Annotated in this window: 18 protein-coding genes and 2 tRNA genes; 11 read left to right on the top strand and 9 right to left on the bottom strand. The window is 40.5% G+C overall.

All coding sequences use genetic code 11. The features are described from left to right. Positions 1–15 precede the first annotated feature (15 nt). The 4 genes from FAZ19_RS01585 to FAZ19_RS01570 all read left to right on the top strand — a co-directional run bounded on the left by FAZ19_RS01585 (position 16) and on the right by FAZ19_RS01570 (position 7,716). Positions 16–3,117: a SusC/RagA family TonB-linked outer membrane protein gene (locus tag FAZ19_RS01585; RefSeq protein ID WP_211245412.1), complete on the top strand. Its 3,102-nt coding sequence runs from the start codon at positions 16–18 to the stop codon at positions 3,115–3,117. A gap of 1 nt (position 3,118) precedes the next feature. Continuing rightward, a complete protein-coding gene (locus FAZ19_RS01580; protein ID WP_136818844.1) occupies positions 3,119–4,984 on the top strand; it encodes a RagB/SusD family nutrient uptake outer membrane protein in 1,866 nt (621 codons plus the stop codon). 11 nt (positions 4,985–4,995) lie between these two features. Continuing rightward, positions 4,996–5,673: a DUF3823 domain-containing protein gene (locus FAZ19_RS01575; RefSeq protein WP_136818843.1), complete on the top strand. Its 678-nt coding sequence runs from the start codon at positions 4,996–4,998 to the stop codon at positions 5,671–5,673. A gap of 138 nt (positions 5,674–5,811) precedes the next feature. Next, on the top strand, positions 5,812–7,716 hold the full coding sequence (locus FAZ19_RS01570) for a family 43 glycosylhydrolase (protein WP_136818842.1): 1,905 nt from the start codon (positions 5,812–5,814) through the stop codon (positions 7,714–7,716). A gap of 62 nt (positions 7,717–7,778) precedes the next feature. On the opposite strand, the gene FAZ19_RS01565 is transcribed toward FAZ19_RS01570, so the two are convergent. Beyond that, positions 7,779–8,258: a hypothetical protein gene (locus tag FAZ19_RS01565; protein ID WP_229707310.1), complete on the bottom strand. Its 480-nt coding sequence runs from the start codon at positions 8,256–8,258 to the stop codon at positions 7,779–7,781. A 168-nt stretch (positions 8,259–8,426) separates the two neighbouring features. Next, positions 8,427–8,499 (bottom strand) — tRNA-Lys (locus tag FAZ19_RS01560). A gap of 193 nt (positions 8,500–8,692) precedes the next feature. On the opposite strand from FAZ19_RS01560, the gene FAZ19_RS01555 reads away from it, so the two are divergent. Beyond that, the gene (locus FAZ19_RS01555; RefSeq protein ID WP_136818841.1) at positions 8,693–9,871 is read left to right on the top strand and encodes an MFS transporter; all 1,179 of its coding nucleotides are present in this window, start codon (positions 8,693–8,695) and stop codon (positions 9,869–9,871) included. Here the strand turns inward: FAZ19_RS01555 and FAZ19_RS01550 are convergent. From FAZ19_RS01550 to FAZ19_RS01540, 3 genes are all read right to left on the bottom strand, one after another. Next, entirely contained in the window at positions 9,868–11,175 is a 1,308-nt protein-coding gene (locus tag FAZ19_RS01550) for a BNR repeat-containing protein (protein WP_211245411.1), read from the bottom strand. The two genes, FAZ19_RS01555 and FAZ19_RS01550, sit on opposite strands and share 4 nt — an antisense overlap. Further along, positions 11,172–12,107: a glycoside hydrolase family 43 protein gene (locus FAZ19_RS01545; RefSeq protein ID WP_136818840.1), complete on the bottom strand. Its 936-nt coding sequence runs from the start codon at positions 12,105–12,107 to the stop codon at positions 11,172–11,174. Before FAZ19_RS01545 ends, FAZ19_RS01550 begins: the two co-directional genes overlap by 4 nt. Before the next feature lie 128 nt (positions 12,108–12,235). Beyond that, a tRNA-Arg gene (locus FAZ19_RS01540) sits at positions 12,236–12,307 on the bottom strand. A gap of 199 nt (positions 12,308–12,506) precedes the next feature. On the opposite strand from FAZ19_RS01540, the gene FAZ19_RS01535 reads away from it, so the two are divergent. From FAZ19_RS01535 to FAZ19_RS01510, 6 genes are all read left to right on the top strand, one after another. Then, positions 12,507–13,139: a peroxiredoxin gene (locus FAZ19_RS01535; protein WP_136818839.1), complete on the top strand. Its 633-nt coding sequence runs from the start codon at positions 12,507–12,509 to the stop codon at positions 13,137–13,139. A gap of 55 nt (positions 13,140–13,194) precedes the next feature. Further along, on the top strand, positions 13,195–13,509 hold the full coding sequence (locus FAZ19_RS01530) for a thioredoxin family protein (protein WP_136818838.1): 315 nt from the start codon (positions 13,195–13,197) through the stop codon (positions 13,507–13,509). Then, the gene (locus FAZ19_RS01525; protein WP_136818837.1) at positions 13,490–13,747 is read left to right on the top strand and encodes a DUF6952 family protein; all 258 of its coding nucleotides are present in this window, start codon (positions 13,490–13,492) and stop codon (positions 13,745–13,747) included. Before FAZ19_RS01530 ends, FAZ19_RS01525 begins: the two co-directional genes overlap by 20 nt. A 254-nt stretch (positions 13,748–14,001) precedes the next feature. Continuing rightward, positions 14,002–16,428, top strand: a complete 2,427-nt coding sequence (locus FAZ19_RS01520; protein ID WP_136818836.1) for a PIG-L family deacetylase — start codon at positions 14,002–14,004, stop codon at positions 16,426–16,428. Between the two features lie 19 nt (positions 16,429–16,447). Beyond that, positions 16,448–16,645: a hypothetical protein gene (locus FAZ19_RS01515; RefSeq protein ID WP_136818835.1), complete on the top strand. Its 198-nt coding sequence runs from the start codon at positions 16,448–16,450 to the stop codon at positions 16,643–16,645. Positions 16,646–16,750: 105 nt separating this feature from the next. Then, positions 16,751–18,460, top strand: a complete 1,710-nt coding sequence (locus tag FAZ19_RS01510) for a sodium:solute symporter (protein WP_136818834.1) — start codon at positions 16,751–16,753, stop codon at positions 18,458–18,460. A 10-nt stretch (positions 18,461–18,470) separates the two neighbouring features. Here the strand turns inward: FAZ19_RS01510 and FAZ19_RS01505 are convergent, their stop codons facing one another. The 4 genes from FAZ19_RS01505 to FAZ19_RS01490 are packed head-to-tail and all read right to left on the bottom strand — an operon-like array spanning position 18,471 to position 22,056. Next, on the bottom strand, positions 18,471–19,400 hold the full coding sequence (locus tag FAZ19_RS01505; protein WP_136818833.1) for an N-acetylmuramoyl-L-alanine amidase: 930 nt from the start codon (positions 19,398–19,400) through the stop codon (positions 18,471–18,473). Between the two features lie 15 nt (positions 19,401–19,415). Further along, the gene (locus FAZ19_RS01500) at positions 19,416–20,405 is read right to left on the bottom strand and encodes a DUF3078 domain-containing protein (protein ID WP_229707312.1); all 990 of its coding nucleotides are present in this window, start codon (positions 20,403–20,405) and stop codon (positions 19,416–19,418) included. A 10-nt stretch (positions 20,406–20,415) separates the two neighbouring features. Continuing rightward, complete coding sequence (locus FAZ19_RS01495) at positions 20,416–21,168, bottom strand: hypothetical protein (protein ID WP_136818831.1); 753 nt, start codon at positions 21,166–21,168, stop codon at positions 20,416–20,418. A gap of 60 nt (positions 21,169–21,228) precedes the next feature. Beyond that, positions 21,229–22,056: a glucosaminidase domain-containing protein gene (locus FAZ19_RS01490; protein ID WP_136818830.1), complete on the bottom strand. Its 828-nt coding sequence runs from the start codon at positions 22,054–22,056 to the stop codon at positions 21,229–21,231. Between the last annotated feature and the right edge of the window lie 7 nt (positions 22,057–22,063).

The following is a 22,063-nucleotide window of genomic DNA, read 5'->3' as shown; positions in this document are numbered from 1 at the left end:
CTAAGGATTTTTTTTATGTATGTCATATTATGGGCAATACCCGGGTTGACTTATGCGCAAAATAAGATTTCCGGGCAGGTAACCAACAAGGAACAGGAACCTATTGTAGGCGCTACTGTGCTGGTGGAAGGTATGTCCAATTTGATTACCAGCACCGATGCTAACGGCCAGTTTCAGCTTAACGCCAGTAAAGGATATTTGCTAATCAGCTATATCGGTTTTAAAACTCAGCGTGTTTCCATCGGTGAGCAAACACGCTTTGATATCGTGATGGAAAATGGCGATCAAACGCTAGAAGATGTTATCGTTGTGGGTTACGGTACACAGTCGAAACGCAATATCACGGGGGCAGTATCTAATATCAAATCAGACGATATCGTACGCTCCTCGTCTACAACCACAGCTGGAGCCCTGGCCGGTAAGATGCAAGGTATTTCGGTTCGTGCCAAAGACGCGCGTCCGGGTCGTGGCGCTGCCATAGAGGTACGTAATATGGGAAACCCGTTATACGTTATTGATGGTGTGGCTTATGGCGGACAAACGGGTACGGACTGGGTTGGGACGCAACAAGGTTCCGGTGCCGACATATTCAACTCGTTAAACTTGGAGGATATTGAGAGTATCTCTATTCTGAAAGATGCAGCTGCGGCCGTTTATGGATTTAGAGCTGCTCAAGGAGTTGTATTGATCACCACGAAAAAGGGAAGCAAAGGCGAGAATACGAAAGTCAATATCAACGGCTACCACGGGTGGCAGAATCTATCCCGTTTCCCAATTATGGCCAATGCAGCACAATATACTCGCGGTGAGGTAGAGGCCGAGCAAAATGAAGGTCGAAATCCCAATTCGGTTTATACTCCCGAGGTATTGGCAAAATGGCAAGCTGGAACAGAGCCGGGTTATCAAGGGTATGACTATTATGATATGGTAATTCGCAAGAATATCCCGCAGAAGTATATTAATGCGAATATTACTGGCGGTGGGAAAAAATCCAACTACTTCCTTTCCATAGGGCATTTGGAGCAAGATGCTATGATCAAGGATTTTAATTACAAGCGTACTAACCTGCAAGCCAATATGGAAGCAGAGGTCGTAAAAGGCTTAACTGTAGGTACACAGATCTCCGGCCGACATGAAGGGACGCAGGATGTAGGGCTGCCAGGCGGCGACGGCTACTTCTCGTCTATTTTGGCGATTATGAAGGGTAGACCTATTGAGCCTATATATGCCAACGACAATCCTGCTTATCCTAATCGGACGCACGATTTTTCATATAATCCAGCGATTTTTGACCGAGATATTGTTGGTTACAAGGATAATAAGTACTTGGCTGGGAATGTGAATCTTTTTGCAACATACAAAACCGAAATCGGTTTATCAGCAAAAGGAACCGTATCCTATAATTATACGAATAATAAGTTTAACGGATTCCAATACACTTATGATGTCTACAGATATGAAAACGATGAATATATCCGCAGAGGTGGTAGCGACGCTGGCTGGCGCTATGATACCGACCGAGAAATGGTTTCACGCTTCGCTCAATTTCAGGTAGACTATAGCAAGCAAATTGGAGATCACACGTTCTCCGCTATGTTGGGCTATGAGCGCTCCGATTGGGATCAAACTTTTAAATCACTAGGTGCGAATCCGTCGAACAACTATATACCCCTATTGAGACTGGCAGAGCTCAATGGTTTGGGAGATGGGTGGTCTTATCAGGCACGCGCAGGCTATATTGGCCGTGCAAATTACAACTATAAAGGCAAGTATCTCTTAGAAGTTTTAGGTCGGTACGACGGTTCTTATCTCTACTACGAGGACCGACGCTGGGGCTTTTTCCCAGGCGCATCCCTGGGTTGGCGTATTTCTGACGAACAATTTTTCGAACCGTTAAAATCTGTAGTTAGTGATCTCAAATTCCGCGGATCTATCGGGCAAACGGGTATGGAACAAGGGGTCAGTATGCACGATTACCTAGCCGGTTACAATTGGGCTTCTGGTGATGCGGTTTTAGATGGAGCCTATGTTCCTGGTTTGCAACCTCGCGGTTTGCCGGTTCGCAACCTGTCTTGGGTAAAAAACACCAATTATAACGTCGGGTTTGATTTGGCAATGTTTAACAACAAGTTGAGCGTGACCGCAGATGCTTTTAAAATCATCCGAACCGGAGCGCCAGCTCAACGCTATGACGTCTTGCTACCTTCGGAAATTGGCTATGGATTGCCGAATGAAAACTTAAATAAAAATGCCTATTACGGTGCAGAAGGTATTATCACGTATCAAGATCAAATCGGCGAGCTAAATTATGTAGTTAGTGGAAATATGACATTCTCACGATATAGAAGCTTAGAGACCTATAAACCGCGATTCGGCAATTCTTGGGGAGAATATAGAAATTCTGCTGAAGACCGGTGGGGTGGCGTTTGGTGGGGCTACCAAGTTGTTGGTCGGTTCCAATCAGTCGAAGAGATTCAAAATCACCCGATTAACAACGATGGTCAAAACAATAAAAACCAGCTACCAGGCGACTTAATTTATAAGGATGTGAATGGAGATGGTGTGATCAATTGGATGGATGAGCGCCCGATAGGCTACCCGACAGGCTGGGCACCGATAATGAGTTTTGGAGGACGCATCGGCCTGAACTGGAGAGGGATTGATCTTAATGCCGATTTTGCGGGTGGATCCGTGCAATCCTGGAATCAGGATTACGAGCTGCGCAATGCTTTCCATGGTGGTGGTAACTCACCTGCTTATCTATTGGAGGATAGGTGGCATCGCTCCGATCCGTACGATCCAAACAGCGAATGGATACCTGGATATTTTCCTGCTATCCGTAAAGGGAATTCGGGGCCCAATAGTCGCAACAGCGATTTTTGGTTAACAAATGTGCGCTATTTACGCGTAAGAAATTTGGAATTGGGGTACAACCTTCCTAAAAATATTATCGAGAAGGTTAAGGCAGAGAAGCTACGTGTGTATGTAAATGCGTCAAATCTATTCTCTTTTGATAATGTAAAACGGTACCAGATCGATCCAGAGATCGAAGCACCCGCCGCTGTGGTTTATCCACAACAAAAAGTATTTATGGTTGGATTTAATTTGACTTTTTAACATGAGATTACTACTAAAGAAAATATATGTCGTTATCGCCATGGCGTCTTGTCTCGGCATGAGCAGCTGCAACCACGACGATTGGTTCGACCGTGAGTCTAAAAGCTTGATTACTGATGGCCAACTTTGGAATGATCCTAAGCTTCTGAATTCATTACTAGCAAATTATTACAATAGGTTACCGCAATTGCATGGGGTATTTAATACTGGAGGTATGACGGAGTTGGACGACGCTATGTGGTCTGGACATCGTGATGGAAACTGGCGTAATGATTTCCAATTTGGAGACGATTATGGCCGGTACTGGGATTATGGACTAATCAGGGATATAAATCTATCTCTAGAAAATATCGACGAGTTCAGTACCGAACTGACAGACATACAGAAGAGACAATACCGTGCAGAATTACGTTTTATACGCGCATTTGTGTATTTCGAAATGGTGAAACGTATGGGAGGCGTGCCCATCGTAACAACCCAGTTGATTTACGATTTCAGTGGTGACCCTACGCCCTTGCAAATTCCACGGGCAAAAGAACATGAGGTTTATGATTTCATCTACCAGGAGCTTGAGGCGATCCAAGGAGATTTGGAAGAAAATAAGGCTAGCAAGACAAGAGCAAATAGATACACAATTTTGGCTTTGCAGAGTAGGGCGATGTTGTACGCTGCATCTTTAGCGAAATACAATAACCAATTGGCATCTCCTATTACTACACCTGGCGGCGAAGTCGGTATTCCGGCCTCTATGTCGACGGATTATTATAGAAAGTCCTTAGCCGCATCGAAAGAGATTATCAACGGTCCTTTCCAACTGTATAACGAAAATGCGGACAAAGGTGCTAACTTCTACGATATGCTGAACAAAAAAACAGGAAGTGAAGTTATTTTTGCTAAGGATTTCGTAACAAGTTTAAAAGTGCACCGTTTTGCCTACGATAATATTGTCAAAAGTTTGACGGAGGATAATGAATCGTCTTCAACGATCTCCCCTTCGCTAAGTTTTGTAGAAAGCTTCGATTATCTGGATGGTGCAAAGGGGACGTTACGTGACAGAGATGAAAGTGGGAATTACATTCCGTATGCTAATCTCACCGATATATTTGCCAATAAGGATGCACGCCTATATGGTACCGTAATTTATCCCGGTTCTACTTTTAAAGGCAGAACTGTTAGCGTACAAGCTGGTGTCGCACTATGGGATAATGGAAGCTATCAATTTAACGTGGCTCCGCAATTGGGACAGCAGCTCGAAGACGAACTAGGTGAAGAGTATGCCGGTGGATTGTGGACGGGTTTTGACGGTCCACAAATTGATGCGCAAGATGTAAGTAATACTGGATTCTATATCCGCAAATTTGTGAGTGACGCGCCTGCCGCGAGTACTCGCGGAACATCCGCGGCAAACTGGTGGCCTTGGTTCCGCTTAGGGGAAATCTACCTAAACGCTGCGGAAGCGGCCTTCGAACTGGAACAGGCGGATGCCCGTGGATATATCAATACACTACGTGAACGTGCGGGTTTTCCAGCTAACAGTATCGCGACCTTGACCATGGATATTATTCGCAACGAACGACGTGTAGAACTTGCCTTCGAAGATCATCGCTTCTTCGATTTAAAAAGATGGCGTATTGCTCACTTGGTATGGGATGGTAGCGAGACGGATCCAAACGCTGTGGTAAACGGCTTATATCCATACCGTGTTATTCGCCCGGGGCATGCAGATAATGGCAAATATATTTACCAACGTGTAAGGCCAAATCGGTTCCGTCGAGCAAGATTCTTCCGGTTAGCAAATTATTATTCATCTATTGATCAAACGGTTTTGAACAACAATCCGAAGATTGTCAGAAACCCGTTCCAATAACCTCGTATACTATGAAACTGAAATTTTCAACAACAATGATCGCAGGTATAAGCCTACTGTTTGTAGCCTGTGAATATGATAATTTTGAAGCACCAAAATCGGTACTATCCGGAAAGGTAATGCATGAGGGCAATCCCGTAAACGTTCGGAATAACGGCACGGAGCTGCAGTTGTGGCAAGATGGTTTTGCCCTACGTGAACCTATTCCTGTGTTTATCAATCAAGATGGTGCTTTTTCCGCTGTTGTATTTGATGGGGAATACAAATTGTCTCGCAAGGGTAATGCGCCTTGGTTACCGCAAGCTTCGGACACTATAGCCGTGACGGTACGCGGCAATACGCAAGTGGAAGTGCCAGTAACCCCGTATTACACGGTGACCAATACGTCGTTCGACCGATCAGCGAATACGGTCACGGGGCAGTTTATCGTTAATAGGGTGGTAGCCAATTCGAATGTTGAATTTGTACGCTTATACTTGGGAAAAACCGTACTGACCGATCAGGCTCAGCACGATTTAAATATCGAGGGTAATGCTAATGGATTAGTTTATGGCCAGCCAGTCACGATTTCGGGGGAAATACCCGCGGGGCTGCGTAATCTGGAGTTCATCTTTGCCCGAATAGGTGTCAAATCATCGCTGACGGGTGAATACAATTACAGCCCAGTTCAACGAATCGCCTTAAAGTAGAGACTTTAAGGCGATAAATTGGCGTTGGACAGTTGTTCAGCGCCAATTTAGATTGAAATCGCCCTGCTTATAAATGAAAAACACCCCTCTTTTCAAATGAGAGACAGGTATATTTATACGATTAAATTTAGATAATTGATGAAAGGAAGATCACTCATTACTGTTTTTTTGTTGACAACAATCCTGTCGACATACGCCCAAGATTACAAATACGGACCTGCAGAAAAAGACTATGTCGCGTATCTATTTGCTTACTTTAAAGGTAATGCCGTGGAAAATGAAGCCGTTTGTTACGCCATTAGCACAGACGGGTACAACTATCGAGCATTAAACAGTAACAAACCTATTTTGGATTCTAAAGTGATCAGCACCACTGGCGGCGTTCGCGATCCTCACATTCTCCGGGGTGTAGATGGAAAATCTTTCTATATGGTCTTGACGGATATGACATCTTCCAAAGGTTGGGATTCCAATCGCGCAATGATTTTGTTAAAATCAGATGATCTCGTCAACTGGAAGCATTCCGTTATCAACATACAGCAACGCTATAAGGGACACGATGATCTAAAACGAGTGTGGGCACCACAGACCATTTTCGACCCCGCTGTTGGCAAGTACATGGTGTATTGGTCCATGCAACATGGCAATGGGCCAGATGTTATTTACTATGCTTATGCAAACAGCGATTTTACGGATTTTGAAGCCGAACCCAAAGTGCTCTTTTTGCCCAAGAATGGCAAATCCTGCATCGATGGTGATATTGTCAACAAAAATGGCCTATATTATTTATTTTACAAAACGGAGGGTGACGGAAACGGGATTCGTTTAGCACTTACAGATTCATTGACATCTGGTAAGTGGATTGAGCAGCCCGGTTACAAGCAGCAAACACGTGACGCAGTAGAAGGTTCTAGTGTCTTTAAATTAAATCACTCGGATAAATACATTCTGATGTATGATGTCTACGGAAAGGGTAAATATCAGTTCTGCGAAAGTGTGGACCTAGATCGATTCAGAGTGATTGATAAGGATATTAGTATGGATTTTCATCCACGCCATGGCTCAATTATTCCACTAAGCCGGCGAGAACTCCATGCATTAACAACGAAATGGGGTGTTCCACCGAACTTCATCATGCCCATTGACAATAACCCTGTTCTTGAAGGGTTTTATGCAGATCCTGACGTAATTTATTCGAATAAAACGAATAAGTATTACATATACCCCACGAGTGATGGCTTTGATGGATGGAGCGGCACTTACTTTAAGACATTCTCTTCCAAAAACTTGAAAGACTGGTCCGATGAGGGAGTCATATTAGATTTAAAAAAAGATGTTTCTTGGGCAGATCGCAATGCGTGGGCACCCTGTATTATTGAAAAGAAAACAAGAGGAAAATATACGTATTATTATTATTTCACGGCGGCTCAAAAAATCGGCATAGCGGTAGCAAACGATCCAGCAGGTCCATTTGTCGACTCAGGTAAACCATTAATCGACTTTAAACCGGATGGCGTAAAAGGAGGCCAAGAAATAGATCCAGATGTATTTGAAGACCCCAAAACAGGAAAAAACTACTTATATTGGGGTAACGGATATTTAGCTGTGGCTGAGCTGAATAAGGATATGATCTCAATTGACAAGAAAACCATTAAAGTAATGACACCAGATCATACCTTTCGCGAAGGCATTTATGTGTTTTACCGCAAAGGTCTCTATTATTTCCTATGGTCTGAAGACGATACCCGAAGCGAAAACTACAGTGTCAGATATGCAACCTCTACATCACCTTCCGGCCTGCTAACAATACCTACTAACAATCGTATCTTAACAAAATCTTCTGACAAAGGCATTTACGGAACCGGCCACAATTCAGTCATACAAGTACCTGGTACAGACGAATGGCATATCGTGTACCATCGATTTAATCGACCGAATGGAATAAAAATGGGAGATGCAGCCGGATTTCATCGGGAAGTATGTATCGATAAAATGGAATTTAATAGTGACGGAACGATAAAACCTATCGAGCCGACCTTATAGAAATATCTTGGACAACCATATTAAAAATGCTGATCGTACCAAACGAAGCGTTTTTAATATGGTTAATACAAATGAAAATTCAATGGAAGATTAAGTCCGACAGAAAAGGTAAATCCGTCGATCTTCTTAAAATCAGATTTTTGATTGATATTAAAGCCATATCCCACGCCAATATCGACTAGCGATGCCAAACTCACTCCTACTTTAGGTGTCACCGTATTTGGCGTGATTTCTCCTTTGGCAAATGGCCAGATTCCTTTATCACTAAGATAATAGGTAACACCAAGTTCCGGCACTACAGTAGTGCGGTCCATCATCCATGTAAAATTAGCCCCTCCATCTATTTTTACGTACTGGTACGCATTAGGAGCAAAAAGTCCCCAGCCCGACAGTTTTAAAAAGTTTCCATTTTGATACTGATAGCCGATTGAAGGCCCCCATATCCACGAATTCCCTGTGTTTTTTTTCCCAGCATTTCCCTGCCCCCTTAAGATGGCAACACAGGACAATAAAACACAACAAAGTACGACGATCTTCTTCATATCCGGGATTTTGGAAAGCGCTAAGCTACAATATAATTCTAAAAAACTAAACTCGTTTAAGAACAAAATTAGAATACGTAACCCATATTCCTTTCGAGAAAAGAGAAAATTACATCGCGAATAGCGTACGGAAAAGGCTTTATTTCTACGAAATAAAGCCTCATGAAGTGACCCCGGAGAGGCTCGAACTCTCGACCCACTGATTAAGAGTCAGTTGCTCTACCAACTGAGCTACGGAGTCCTTTTCAGAAAACTAAAGGTACGATAGATTATCACAAAACCAAAAAAAACCAACTGCCGATTTTATTATTCGCCACTTATCTTGGGTTTAATCTTGAGTAAAGATACAAGTATGGAAATAATCATTAGAAATGACCGTAAAATGTTCAATTTAAATTTAGGTTGTTTACTTTTGCATCTGAAATTTCGTCACCATGTCTGCGTTAAAATACTACGATCGGCCTGATCTCTTACTGCACAAAAATAGAATCCGTGTCGCTGTCTCTCTTTTTTTCTTTTGTCAAGGAATAGCTTTTGCGTCTTGGGCCAGTCGTATCCCGATCATTAAATCAAATTTACAACTTTCTGAAGGAGAACTAGGAACAGTACTGTTAATGCTTCCGATTGGTCAATTGATCACGATGCCCTTGTCGGGGAAATTGGTTTCTAAATATGGCAGTCATCATCTCCTACCCATCGCAGCCATCGTTTATAGCTGTGTCTTGTGCCTAATCGGATTAGTGACGAATGCTTGGCAACTAGGCGGTGTCCTACTTGCCTTCGGAGTATTTGGAAACATGTGCAATATTGCCGTCAACACACAAGGTGTGTTAGCAGAGGACATCTTTAGAAAACCAATTATGTCATCCTTTCATGGGGCATGGAGTATCGCCGGATTTACCGGTGCCCTAGTAGGTCTATTAACATTAAACTTGGGTCTTACCTCGCTCCAGCATTTTCTAATCATTCTAGGACTAGTCATTCTAAATACATTTGTTAACAAAGCATTCTTAGCCCCTCCGAAACAAAACACCAGCGAAAAGGCATCGGGTTCATTCAGGCCCGACCGTACCCTTATTTCATTGGGTGTGATCGGATTTTGTAGTATGGCAACGGAAGGCGCGATGTTTGACTGGAGTGGCGTTTACTTCCATGATATCGTAAAAGCACCCGAAAACTTGGTTATAGTAGGCTACGCTTCTTTCATGATTATGATGGCGATTGGGAGGTTTACTGGCGATTTTGTCATCGGGAAGATAGGACGTCAACGAACACTTCAGATTAGTGGGTTACTGATGTTTACCGGAATGATATTATCGGTAGTTTGGCCATTCTTCCTCACATGCACCGTCGCTTTTATGTTAGTTGGATTAGGAGTAGCGTGCAATGTACCCACCGCTTATTCTATTGCCGGAAAACATAAAACTATCCCGTCCGGTGTGGCTCTTGCTATGGTTTCTAGTATTAGTTATCTTGGCTTTCTGATGGGACCACCATTAATTGGATACATTGCCGAATTATTTAGCTTGAGATATTCCTACGGCATTTTTGCCTGTTTCGGTCTTCTCATGTTCATCATGACCAGTAAACTCAAGATATTCAAGGAGAATTAATCGATAGAGTTAAAACGTACATCTACAATAGTTATTGCTGTTGGTGCAGTTTGTTGTAACCCTTCACCATCTTTCTGCGTTACTTGCTGTGTAAATAAACTGAGTATCTTTTCCTGCTTCCATCTTTCTGTATCATAAGAAGGCTCCCAATCGCCCAGACTATAGTCCGTTAAGGAAAGTATGTGGTAAGCAGATTTACCGATCTTTGGAATAATAGCTACAGAAGCTCTAGATCCGAGATCTTCATCTCGAAAAAGGAGATACACTTTGGCTTTTTTCCCACCACCGGAAACAAGAATCTGCGGCCTAGAGATCGGTATTTTCTTTGTCCCTCCCCCGGCAAGTCTAAAATCATTCTGACGAAAGTCCAACACACGCTTTTTCCATGTCATTTTATCCTGAAATATAATATGGTACTGCGGTCTGTTGCTTGAACTATCCCGCCAATAATTGGCAATATAGACCTTTCCATCACCGTCAGTGGTCATCGAAGTTTGATTCATGAGATCATTGTTTTCAGGAATCATATGAATTATTTCAGATTGTAAATAATCGATGGGTAACTTGTAAGAGGTTCCTGAGGATTTCGTCCAGGTCTTCCCTCCGTCTTTAGACGTGGCATAGCAAAGGTTGTGATTGGTCGCTACATCTGGCGTGTTACGCCACACCCAAGAAAGATGCATATGATCATTACGATCCAGACAAAATTGTGGATATGCATTTCGTTTTCCTTCTCCATTTATTAAATTATCTTGTACCCGGAGCCATTTCTTATCCGAAAGGATATACTCATTCAGCACCAAGTTTCCCCTACCTGAACCGCCATCTCTATACAAAAACAATACATTTCCGTTGCTTTTCCGATAGAATTCCGGATAGGTCACACTTTCTTCTAATAAGCCTACCATAGACGATTTCTCAAATTGATCAATTTCAAACGGCCTTTTGCTTTTTGCATAGTTTAATGCGTTATTGTGGTGATCCCAGGATAGATGAAGATACCCGTCTCCGTCTAACATAATACTAATTGAGTTATGGGCATCTTTCACATTTCCAACAAAAGAGGTCTTATTGACTTGCCAGTTCTCACTATTCAATAGCCGGCGCGCTACACATACAAAGCCATCGTTGTCATAATAAGAAGTGAACTGATACTGCTGATTGGAAATTATCGAGTTTTTCCGGAAAATAGTGGTATTAATAGAATTGCTCGCCCAACCGAAGCCTACCATACTGTTCTCTATTTTTTGGGCAGAAGAAACGCCTACATACAGAAAAAAAAATAAGGTTAAAAGTTCTTTCATTTTATCTTCATTAATCTTTTAAGTTCCTTTTTTGAAATTTTGAATACCGTACCATGACGAATACCCTTTGGCATGCTGATTTGAGCTGATATATCCTCCCAATTTATCAAGTCTTTCGACTTTACAGCACCATATTGATGATTAGTATACTTATCAAAATATACGATCCATTCGTCATCAATATTGATGGCCGAAGGACCTTCCGCCCAATAATTACCGGTAATCGGAGCAGAAACATCGGAATAAGGTCCGGTGATTGTTTCCGCAAAAGCAATCTTTATATTCTTCTGCACAGGAACTTTTGTTTCGTCCTTTATAAACATCGCCCACCTGCCGTCATGCCGTACAATAGAGGCATCTATAGCATTAAAGCCAGGGTCATATAGTAACTTCGCATCGGTAAAATATTCAAAGTCCTTTGTTGTCACATAGTACATACGATGATTATACCGGTTATCTTCTTCTATCTGTGTTTCAGGAAACAGACCTTCGACGGTTGTAGCCCAATAAATCATATATTCTTTATTGATGGGATCGTAGGTGATTTCTGGAGCCCAGGTATTCCGAGCTTTCTCCTCATGTTCCATCACAGGAATATATTGTTGATTTGACCATTTGATCAAATCTTTAGAAGTAGCATAACCTATTCCTTTTTCCGTCCAGCTAACAGTCCATACCATGTGAAACAGGCCATCCGCACCACGAATAACGCATGGATCTCGCATCAATTTATCGGAGCTTATTTCCGGCTTCAGAAATGATTGGTCATTCTTTAGCGCCTTCCACGTCAATCCGTTTTCGCTATAAGCCAAATGCAATCCATCTTGCCCATTATTTTTAAAATAAGAAAATGCATATACCGAATCTTTCTTCTGCGCATGAACATTTACGCAAATGAAAAGACCAAGTAAAAGAAAGAAATTGTTTTCCATCTGTACTTTTTTATTTTTAATTAGGTCGTTGTGCAGTTGTTAGATGTAAACATAACAATTAAAAATCAGCTGTCTAAATAGTAAATGTAAATTTCACAAAAAAGCGACCGTAAAAAAGTCGCTTTTTGTAGCCCCGAGCAGAATCGAACTGCTATCAAATGTTTAGGAAACATCTATTCTATCCGTTGAACTACGGGGCCATTATCGGAATACAAAGATTCAAAAATTCCGATTAATAGCAACAATTATTTTATAATTATCTTAATAAGATTGATAATAAATTTTATCTATACATACTGCATGAACAATATAGACATGAACAATACCCCATTGAGTTTTTTGATATTTAAATCTCATATTTATAAGTACCTTTGTGAGACAAAAAAAAGAATATAACATATGAGTTTTACAGGTAAAAATTTTCCAAACATCGCAGTAAGTGCAATCGATTATTTAGGTGACAACCTTTCAATCAACATTTTTGAGAAAGCTCAACAAGAAAACAAAAAAATAGTATTATTCTGGTATCCAAAAGATTTTACTTTTGTATGCCCTACAGAATTACACGCCTTCCAGGAAGCTACGATTGAATTTGAAAAGCGAAATACAATCGTTATAGGTGCTTCTTGCGATTCCAATGAGGTGCACTTTGCTTGGTTAAATACGACGAAAGATAATGGTGGAATTGAAGGAGTGGAATACCCTATCCTTGCAGATACCAACCGCAATCTATCTAGTATTTTAGGAATTTTGGACGTAAAGGAAGTAGAGCATCCAGAATTTGGCACTATCGCTGAAGGTGATGCCGTGTCTTACCGTGCAACGTATTTAATCGATGAAACTGGAAAAGTATTTCACGAATCGGTAAATGACATGCCCTTAGGTCGTAACGTAAAAGAATATATTCGTCTTATCGATGCGTATACGCATGTACAACAACATGGTGAAGTATGTCCAGCAAACTGGGAAGAAGGCAAGGAAGCCATGAACGCGACGCGCGAAGGAGTAGCTTCATACTTGTCGATGAATTAATATCGGTACTATTCAGGGGAGATAATCCTATCTCCTCTTTATCAAAATTATTATCATGTTAAAGGAATTAGAAAACGATTCGTTACAAGAAGCCGTAGACAGCAACACTACAGTAATGGTACAATATTCTGCCTCGTGGTGTGGAAATTGCCGCATTATGAAGCCAAAATTCAAAAAATTAGCTACAGAAAATGAGCATGTCTCTTTTATCATCGTTGATGCGGAGAAGTTTCCTGAATCAAGAAAATTAGCAAATGTAAATAATCTACCCACTTTTGCTGCATTCAAAAACGGCAAATTGGTAAATCAAGTGCAAACGAACAAAATCGAAGGATTAATAGATTTATTAAATGAAGTTACCAATAATTAAGCACCTAACTGATTTCATAGAGCAAAACGATGTAGATTTTATTTTAGAAACTATCGAAACATTAGAAGCTTTAACAGAAGTCCCCTCCTTAAAAGATGAGGAGCTCGACGTTATTGGCGAATTGATCTCCAACCTTTACGGAGCTGTAGAAGTAGCTAAACTGATCAAAGAAGGCACATCAAAAAAAGAAGCATTAAATTCCTTTATGACACGTGTTTTAGGATCAATAGACAAATAAGATGTGTTCATAACTTTGTCGGTGTGGAAAATTTTTTCTGCAGACCTACCACAATATTGTTCTTTTTATAGTACTTTTACTATAGTTGAAAGGTTACCCTTAAAGCTGGTGAGTTTAAACTAAACATGCATTTAATACCACTACATTAGAAGCGCCACTGTTTTAAGACAAAAAAAGATTTTTAATTGTTGGTAAAAGGAATCAAAGTAAATTTTGATTCCTTTTATTATTTTTGGAAAGGCATCAAAGTCATTATGAAATTGAAATATTTATATTTAATGCTGTATATGTTATGTGGCACATATATCGCCGTTGCTCAAAACACCAACCTTTCTTCTTCAGAGATCAAGGTAAAACTTGAAAAACTAAATGTACTAGGCTCTGTTCTCTATTTTGCGGCACATCCTGATGATGAAAATACGAAACTCATTGCTTATTTAGCACAAGATAGGAAATACAAGACTGGATACCTCTCTTTAACACGAGGAGATGGAGGGCAGAATCTGATTGGTACAGAACAGGGGATTGAACTAGGACTAATACGAACGCAAGAGTTACTGGCGGCTCGAAAGATTGACAAAGGAGAACAATTTTTCACTTCTGCCTATGATTTTGGATTCTCCAAAACACATCAAGAAACCTTTGAATTTTGGGATAAGGAGGCTATTCTTCGCGAAGCAGTTTATATCATCCGCAAGTTAAGACCAGATGTGATCATTACTCGTTTTCCGCCAGACGCACGAGGGGGCCATGGGCACCATCAAGCTTCAGCCATACTTGCACACGAGGCCTATTTGGCGGCTGCAGATGCTAATAAATATCCTGAACAACTCTCGACAGTAAAACCGTGGAAGGCCAAACGCTTGGTATGGAACACAGCTAACTTTGGGGGAATGAATAATACTTCTGAAGATCAACTTTCGATCGATATTGGGAACTATAACCCGCTAATAGGTGCGTCTTATGGCGAAATAGCGGCAAAAAGTCGTTCTCAACATAAAAGTCAGGGATTCGGCTCAGCTTCCAGTAGAGGCAAAAGTATTGAATACTTCGAGCATGTAGCCGGAGAAGAAGCAAAACAGGATCTTTTTGATGGCATAATCACTACTTGGGACAGGGTGCCAAAATCTGCGGGAATTCAGCAGCTCGTAACTAAAATAAACGAACAGTTTAATTCCAATTATCCGGAAAACTCGATAAATGATCTGATTCTTCTATTAAATGGCTTGCAAAAAATAGAAGACAGCTATTGGATTACCGAGAAATCGGATGAAATTAAAGAGTTGATATTAGCTTGCGCAGGCATTTGGATAGATGCAACTACACCTAAAACACAGTACGTGGCAGAAGAAATTGCTTCCGTAGCACTCGAAGCCATCGTGAGACGCCCGAATGTCGCAGTAGAAATACTTTCTGGACAGCACAAAGTCAGCCTAAAAACCAATGAACTATGGCAAGCATCCCAAAACGCAAGCTGGGACACACCAAGTCAGCCCTATTGGTTGGTACATCCACACACCCTCGGGAAATTTGATGTCAATGCAGAAGATATCGGTTATCCAGAAAATAAAAATCTTCCGACTATCTCGTTTCACCTTAAAATCAACGATAGGGAAATACATATTGATCAAAGTGTCCGCTTTCGTTTTGTTGATCCAGTGAGGGGAGAATTATACCGTCCCATCACGATCATGCCCGATTTAACGATAACCCCCAGCCTCACTTCGGTGTTATCAAAAAATAGCGAACCGCAATCGATCGAATTAAAATTTGAAAATCATCACCCCTCTAAAAAAGAATATCACATTGAGGTTATTAGTCCTCTCGATTGGAATACAGATCAACAGAAAATATCGTTGGATTTTAACGGCACAGATGTAATTTCCAAAATGATTACCGTTCAACCCAAAGACTACGATCAAATAGATGCAATGGATTACTTGTCCTTCTCCGAAAATGGAGAAACGATACAAGATTCTAAATTTATCCGCTATGATCACATTCCAGATGTCACCTGGTTCCCTCCCGTTAAAATAGCATTAAAGAAGGTGGATCTTACAAACCCGGTTAAAAGAGTAGGATACATTCATGGAGCCGGAGATCTAATCCCGCAATCACTGTCTGCAATCGGAATCGATGTAACCCTATTAAATCCAAATGAGCTCATCAGTGCTAACTTAAAACAATTCGATGCAGTCATTTTAGGTGTACGTCTATTCAATGTCAATTCAAATAGCCCAAAAATTCTATCTGAACTGCTGGATTACGCCAATAACGGAGGGACGGTACTGGTACAATATAATGTAAACAACCGTCTTCAAACAGAAAATCTAGGCCCTTATCCTTTTACGATAAGCCGAAATCGTGTTACCGAAGAAGATGCAAAGGTTAATTTGGACAAAAATGATCCGGCACTTAATTTCCCGAACAAACTGACAGAAGCCGACTTCGAAGGGTGGGTACAAGAGCGAGGTTTATACTTCGCCGACAACATAGATAAAAACTACCGCACTCCCCTGGTGATGAATGACAAGAATGAAGCACCGAATAACGGCTCTTTGTTAGTTACCAAGTATGGTCAGGGTAAATTTGTATATACTTCTGTATCTTTTTTTAGACAATTGCCGGCTGGAGTTCCCGGAGCTTACAGATTATTTGTAAATTTGCTGAGTAAAGAGTAATATAATCTATATTTATAACATGGAAAATCAAGTAACGGAATCAAAATCTTTGAATGTAAAAAGTGTGATCTTATTAATCGGCGTACTATTTGGTGCCTTAATATCTTTCGCTGCGAACGAGACCTTCTTAAGTATTATAGGTGGAGCTGTAGTAGGATTGGTTATTGCTATTTTATTCAATTCGTATATATTGCCACAAAAACCGCATGACAGATAGGGGATTACCACCATTCATACGTAGCTGGCGGCAGTTCTACATCGTTGTAGTGGCGTGGCTCGTGGTGTCTATCTTACTCATGTATCTGTTTACCTTATACTACTCATGAGTACTATTGATTGGATAGTACTTTTTATTACGCTACTTTTGATTATTTCTTTCGGAATATTCAAAAGCAGAAACATTAAAAATATTGATGGTTACCTACTTGGCAACCGTTCCTTACCTTGGTATAACGTAGGATTTTCCGTAATGGCTACCCAAGCAAGTGCCATTACATTTTTATCGGCACCAGGTCTAGCCTACTCCTCGGGAATGAGTTTCGTGCAATTCTATTTCGGTTTGCCGCTAGCGATGATTGTACTCTGTATCACATTTGTCCCTATATTTCATCGGCTTAAAGTATATACCGCGTACGAATTTCTAGAGAAAAGATTTGATGTCAAAACCAGATCTCTAACAGCAGCTTTATTTCTGATCCAACGAGGCATATCTACTGGTATAACTATCTTCGCTCCTTCCATTATATTATCCACCATCTTACATATCGATGTTACCTATACCACACTTGTTATAGGAAGTATGGTCGTCCTTTACACCGTCTACGGCGGCACTAAGGCCGTCTCCTACACGCAACTATTGCAAATGGCCATCATATTCAGTGGGTTGCTTGCCGCAGGCTTTATGGTAATACATTTATTACCCTCGGAGATTGGGCTAAAAGAAGCGCTCCATATTGCGGGGAAATCAGGCAAAACAAACGCTATTGATTTTACATTTGACCTCAGCAATCAATATACGGTATGGACCGGGTTAATTGGAGGTTTTTTCCTACAGCTGTCTTATTTTGGCACCGATCAGAGTCAAGTCGGACGATATCTCACAGGATCTTCCATTCGCGACAGTAGAATGGGCTTACTGATGAATGGTCTTTTAAAAGTACCTATGCAATTCTGCATCCTACTAATTGGAATTCTCGTATTTGCCTACTACCAATATCACACACCGCCTATTTTTTTTAATAGTATCGAAACGGACAAATTACTACAAAGCGAATACAAGGACGAATACAGGACTATATTAGAGAATCATCAGAAGTTAAGTGCAGAAAAAACACTAGTTATACACGAACTAACCAAGGAGGTTCATCAAGAAAATGATGCAGGTATAGATACTAGCAGAGCGAAACTGGCTCATCTAAATGACCAGTCCAAACAACTAAGAGAGCGGGTCATCGCCCTAATAGAAAAAAATGATGCTACTGCAGATGTGAATGATAATAATTACATCTTCTTATCCTTTATTACCTCCACATTTCCCAAGGGATTTATCGGTCTCCTCATAGCGATAATTTTCCTTGCATCCATGGGAGCTACAGCCAGTGCTATTAACTCCCTAGCCTCGACTACCGTGATTGATATTTATAAACGGTTTGTCAATAAAAATGGGTCGGAAACCAGCTATTTAAGAGCTTCCCGCTTATGTACACTTTTATGGGGCGTATTTACTGTAATCATTGCATTGTATGCCAGCAAATTAGGCAATCTTCTTGAAGCAGTAAATATTTTAGGCTCTCTTTTCTATGGAACGATCCTTGGTATATTTCTAGTGGCCTTCTATTTCAAAAGCATAAAAGGACAGGCAGTTTTTTGGGCAGCTGTCTTATCTGAGATAGTTGTGGTTACGATATGGAATTTAGATATTATCGCCTTTCTCTGGCTTAACTTAATCGGCTGTATGGCCGTCATCATTATAGGCTTAGTGTTACAATCTATCTGGAAAGACTCAAATACTCAGAAATCACTGACAAATTAATACTGACAAATTAATAATACCTCTTATAGACATTATATAACACAGTTTTATCATAGTCCGTCAGAATTCCGTTCACTTCTTTAATGATAAATTTGCGCTTAAAGGCCCTAATAGCCGCCGCCTCGTTACTCACATCATACCCGATGATCTTAAGTGCATCAATCGGATTGAAGTTGAATGGAGGTTGGACCAAAAAGCTTTCATCATACCAAACACCAAATCCTCTCTCAGCTAATAATTTCCAAGGGAAAAACACATTCGGATCATCTTTTCGATTGGGCGCTATATCTGCATGACCAATGAAATTAGTATGGGGAATGGTATATTTTGTCTTTAGCGTATCGAGCAGATTCAATAATGAATTGATCTGAAGATCTGGAAAAGGTTCCCTTCCGTTATTATCCAGCTCTATTCCTATGGACATGGAGTTCATATCCGTTATCTGCCCCCATTTAGATCGCCCTGCATGCCATCCTCGCTCATAATCGTTAAGCATCTGCACGAGCTGTCCATCACGTCCAATAACATAATGTGAGCTGACTTTCGAGTGCTCTACTTGAAACGTGCGGATAGTTTGTGCAGTACTATTTTGAGAAGTATGGTGAATAATGACAAAATTAGGCTTACGCAAATCATAGTGAATAGCGCTAGCCCAATCTGCTCCTTTATGTATCCCCATTCTTTTTTGTTCTTGCACCTTTTCTTCAGGAGTTAAGGTACGTTCCAAAAACTGCTGACCTATAGGCGATATATCTACAGCGGGCTCTATAACCAGTGTCGGCGAGTCTAACGTTAATTTCACCTCGTGTACGACCGTATCTCTCGCTCCCAGTATTTGCACCGGTTTTACAACTACAGCGGACTGTAAAACCCGATTTTTCGTTCCGCATCCTACTAAACAGAGAACAAATACCGACACACAAAGTAAATTTAATTTCATTTTTGTTTGATCCAGCTACCTCGGCAATGAATAGACAATGCCCATTGCTAACGCCTGACTCAATTGTATCCCGGGTTTTTCATCCGAATTATACACCATTATTCCAGTTAGAGATACGTTCACCAAGCTCGTTACTTTCGCAGTCAGTGTCGCGTCTAAGCGATGATCTGGATCTTTCATATCTCTGTAATCTGCAAACATATTGTAACGCGACTTCAAGTTCAGATTTTTCGCTAAATTTCGATCTAAATTCGCGGTGAGCTGAAAGGCCAGGTCATTTTTAAAATTTGTGCCTCCTTCAATACCAAACCGTTCCTTTTCGCCTTCTAGCGGTTTCAATCTATCATCTAAAATTAATGTTTGGCGGGCCGTACCTGTACCAAGACGCAATGAAAAAGTATTATCTGGCTTATATTCCAAACCGAAGGATTCGGTAAAATAACCCGGAGCCATAAAGTTCGTCGTTATCGTATCAATAATTTCTTTTCCATCCTCATCTTTAGTGTATTTATATCCAGCATCAAACTGCGATTCGTAAGTAAAAGAAAAATACAATGCCCAACTTTTTGCCAATTTATAGGCTAATTTATTATCCCAAAAAATCCGGTCATTATTCTTTTTAGCTAACTGATCTTTATTCTTAATCTTACCGTATCGTAAATCGATCTCAGAAACAAAATTGAAGTTATCTCTGTTATATTCTGACTTGTGCCATATATTTCCTCCTAAGGAAACTGAGTTAACCCCCCCGGCATTCCATTCATCGTTAAAATAAGCTTGATTAACATTGACACCAAATTTACTCCAATGTTTCCAATAATTCACTTCCAAATTTAGCTGTGGAATAGGCACATTAATTGGATTTATCTTTAAACCCTTCGTTGTATCACTATCCACAATATTAGCTTCCGGTTTTTCACGAAGGTCTTTCAAGTTCACCTGAGCGATTGTTTCGAAGCTAAAAATGCTCAGTAAAAAAAATAGAAGTAAAGATGTATGCTTCATAAGTAGTGTGTTAATTTTCATCAATTAAATATATTGGTAATTTTGGTAAAGGTCTGTAATTCGGATTTAATTTAAACGTTTGATATTTACTTTTAATATATTCAGTCATTTGATAATGCCCCGCTGTCTTTGCGAAAAAGTACGACGGTCTATACCGCAACATAAAATTATCTAATAAAGTTCCTTCCAACGCAGTAACGCTTGTAACAATTTCCTTGGTAAACCGTTGATCAATCACATTTTCTTCATATTCCCTTTGAAAAAATTTCGTTAGCCTCCGTGCATTTTTACCTTCCTTACTAAGCAAATTGTATACCGCATTTATGCTGAGGCCTGCCCCACTCTGACCAACGGAAAAAATATCACCCGGATCAGCTAATTTATAAGCTTTATCATAGTCTCTGCGTCGTTGCGCAAGAATCTCTTCGGGAGATTTCTTACCTGTTACCGTTACCGGATCAATGTAAATAGTTGCTCTTTTCAAATAAAACAGAAGCACCTTCTGCCCATCGTAGATTAGGGTATCCCCATAATAATTTTCTTTGCTTGCAATCAAAGAATCGCCCTTTTTCACACGTATACCAAATTCGCCACGCAAATTATTAAATACATTTTCACCCGTATGGGTATTGATAATTAAAACTTTACCGATGCGTTGTTTGGTATCCGCATCAAAGCCAATACCCTCCACTATCTCCTGCGAACTAACACAAAAGGGTAAAAGAAATAACGGAAGTAAAAGTTTGATTTTTGCTACTAACATCACAAACGTAAAACTACATTTTTGATTAGTTATTTGTCAACAATTTAACAACTTTTAAAGTTATTTGGAAATCACTAACAACTGGCCCACCGAAAGGCTATCGGATTCCATTGCATTCAACTGCTTAATTTGCGCTACGGAGACATTATAGCGCTTGCTCAACGAATACAATGTTTCGGCCGGTTTCACTTCGTGAATAATCATCGCAACTGGAGATTTTATTTTCTCTATTTGTACAACCGGTTCAGTTTCTGCCTTAACTTCAATGAGATCGATCACTTTCTCTTCTCGTTCTTCTTTTGCAACATACGTTTCCGTTCGATCATATCGATGCAACTGATAACGTTCTATCAGATCAATCAAAAGCTCGGGATAACGAGGATTTGTAGCATAGCCCGCATCTTTTAACCCTCGTGCCCAACCTTTGTAATCATCTTTATCCAAGGTAAAGAGCTTTTCATATCGTTTACGAAGGAGAAATTGAGAATGGTCCCTAAAAGATTCATCAGGATTACCATATACCCGGAAACAATCGTTAGGATTGTCGTCATCCCGAGCGATGCTTTTGCCATTCCAAGCACCACCACATTTAATGCCAAAATGATTATTCGCCTCCCTCGCAAGATAACTATTACCGTTGCCTGATTCCAGCAAAGCTTGTGCTAATTTAATACTGGCAGGAATTCCATATTGATTCATTTCGCGTATCGCTATGCTCTTGTATTGATCAATATAGGCTGAGCCGGAAACAGAAATCGGTTTACTCTTATCCCCCCCCCCGACAACTCCTCCGACCTTATCGTTCGGATTTCTCAAGACAGTTCCTCTTTTACTCGCACAAGAAGTCAGCAGAAGTAAAAAAACGAATATAGATAGGTATGATTTCATAGAATAC

It is taken from the genome of Sphingobacterium alkalisoli, assembly GCF_005049105.1.
Taxonomy (GTDB): Bacteria; Bacteroidota; Bacteroidia; order Sphingobacteriales; family Sphingobacteriaceae; genus Sphingobacterium; species Sphingobacterium alkalisoli.
The sequence above is the reverse complement of the archived record's forward strand: the minus strand, read 5'-3'. Positions and strand labels throughout refer to the sequence as shown.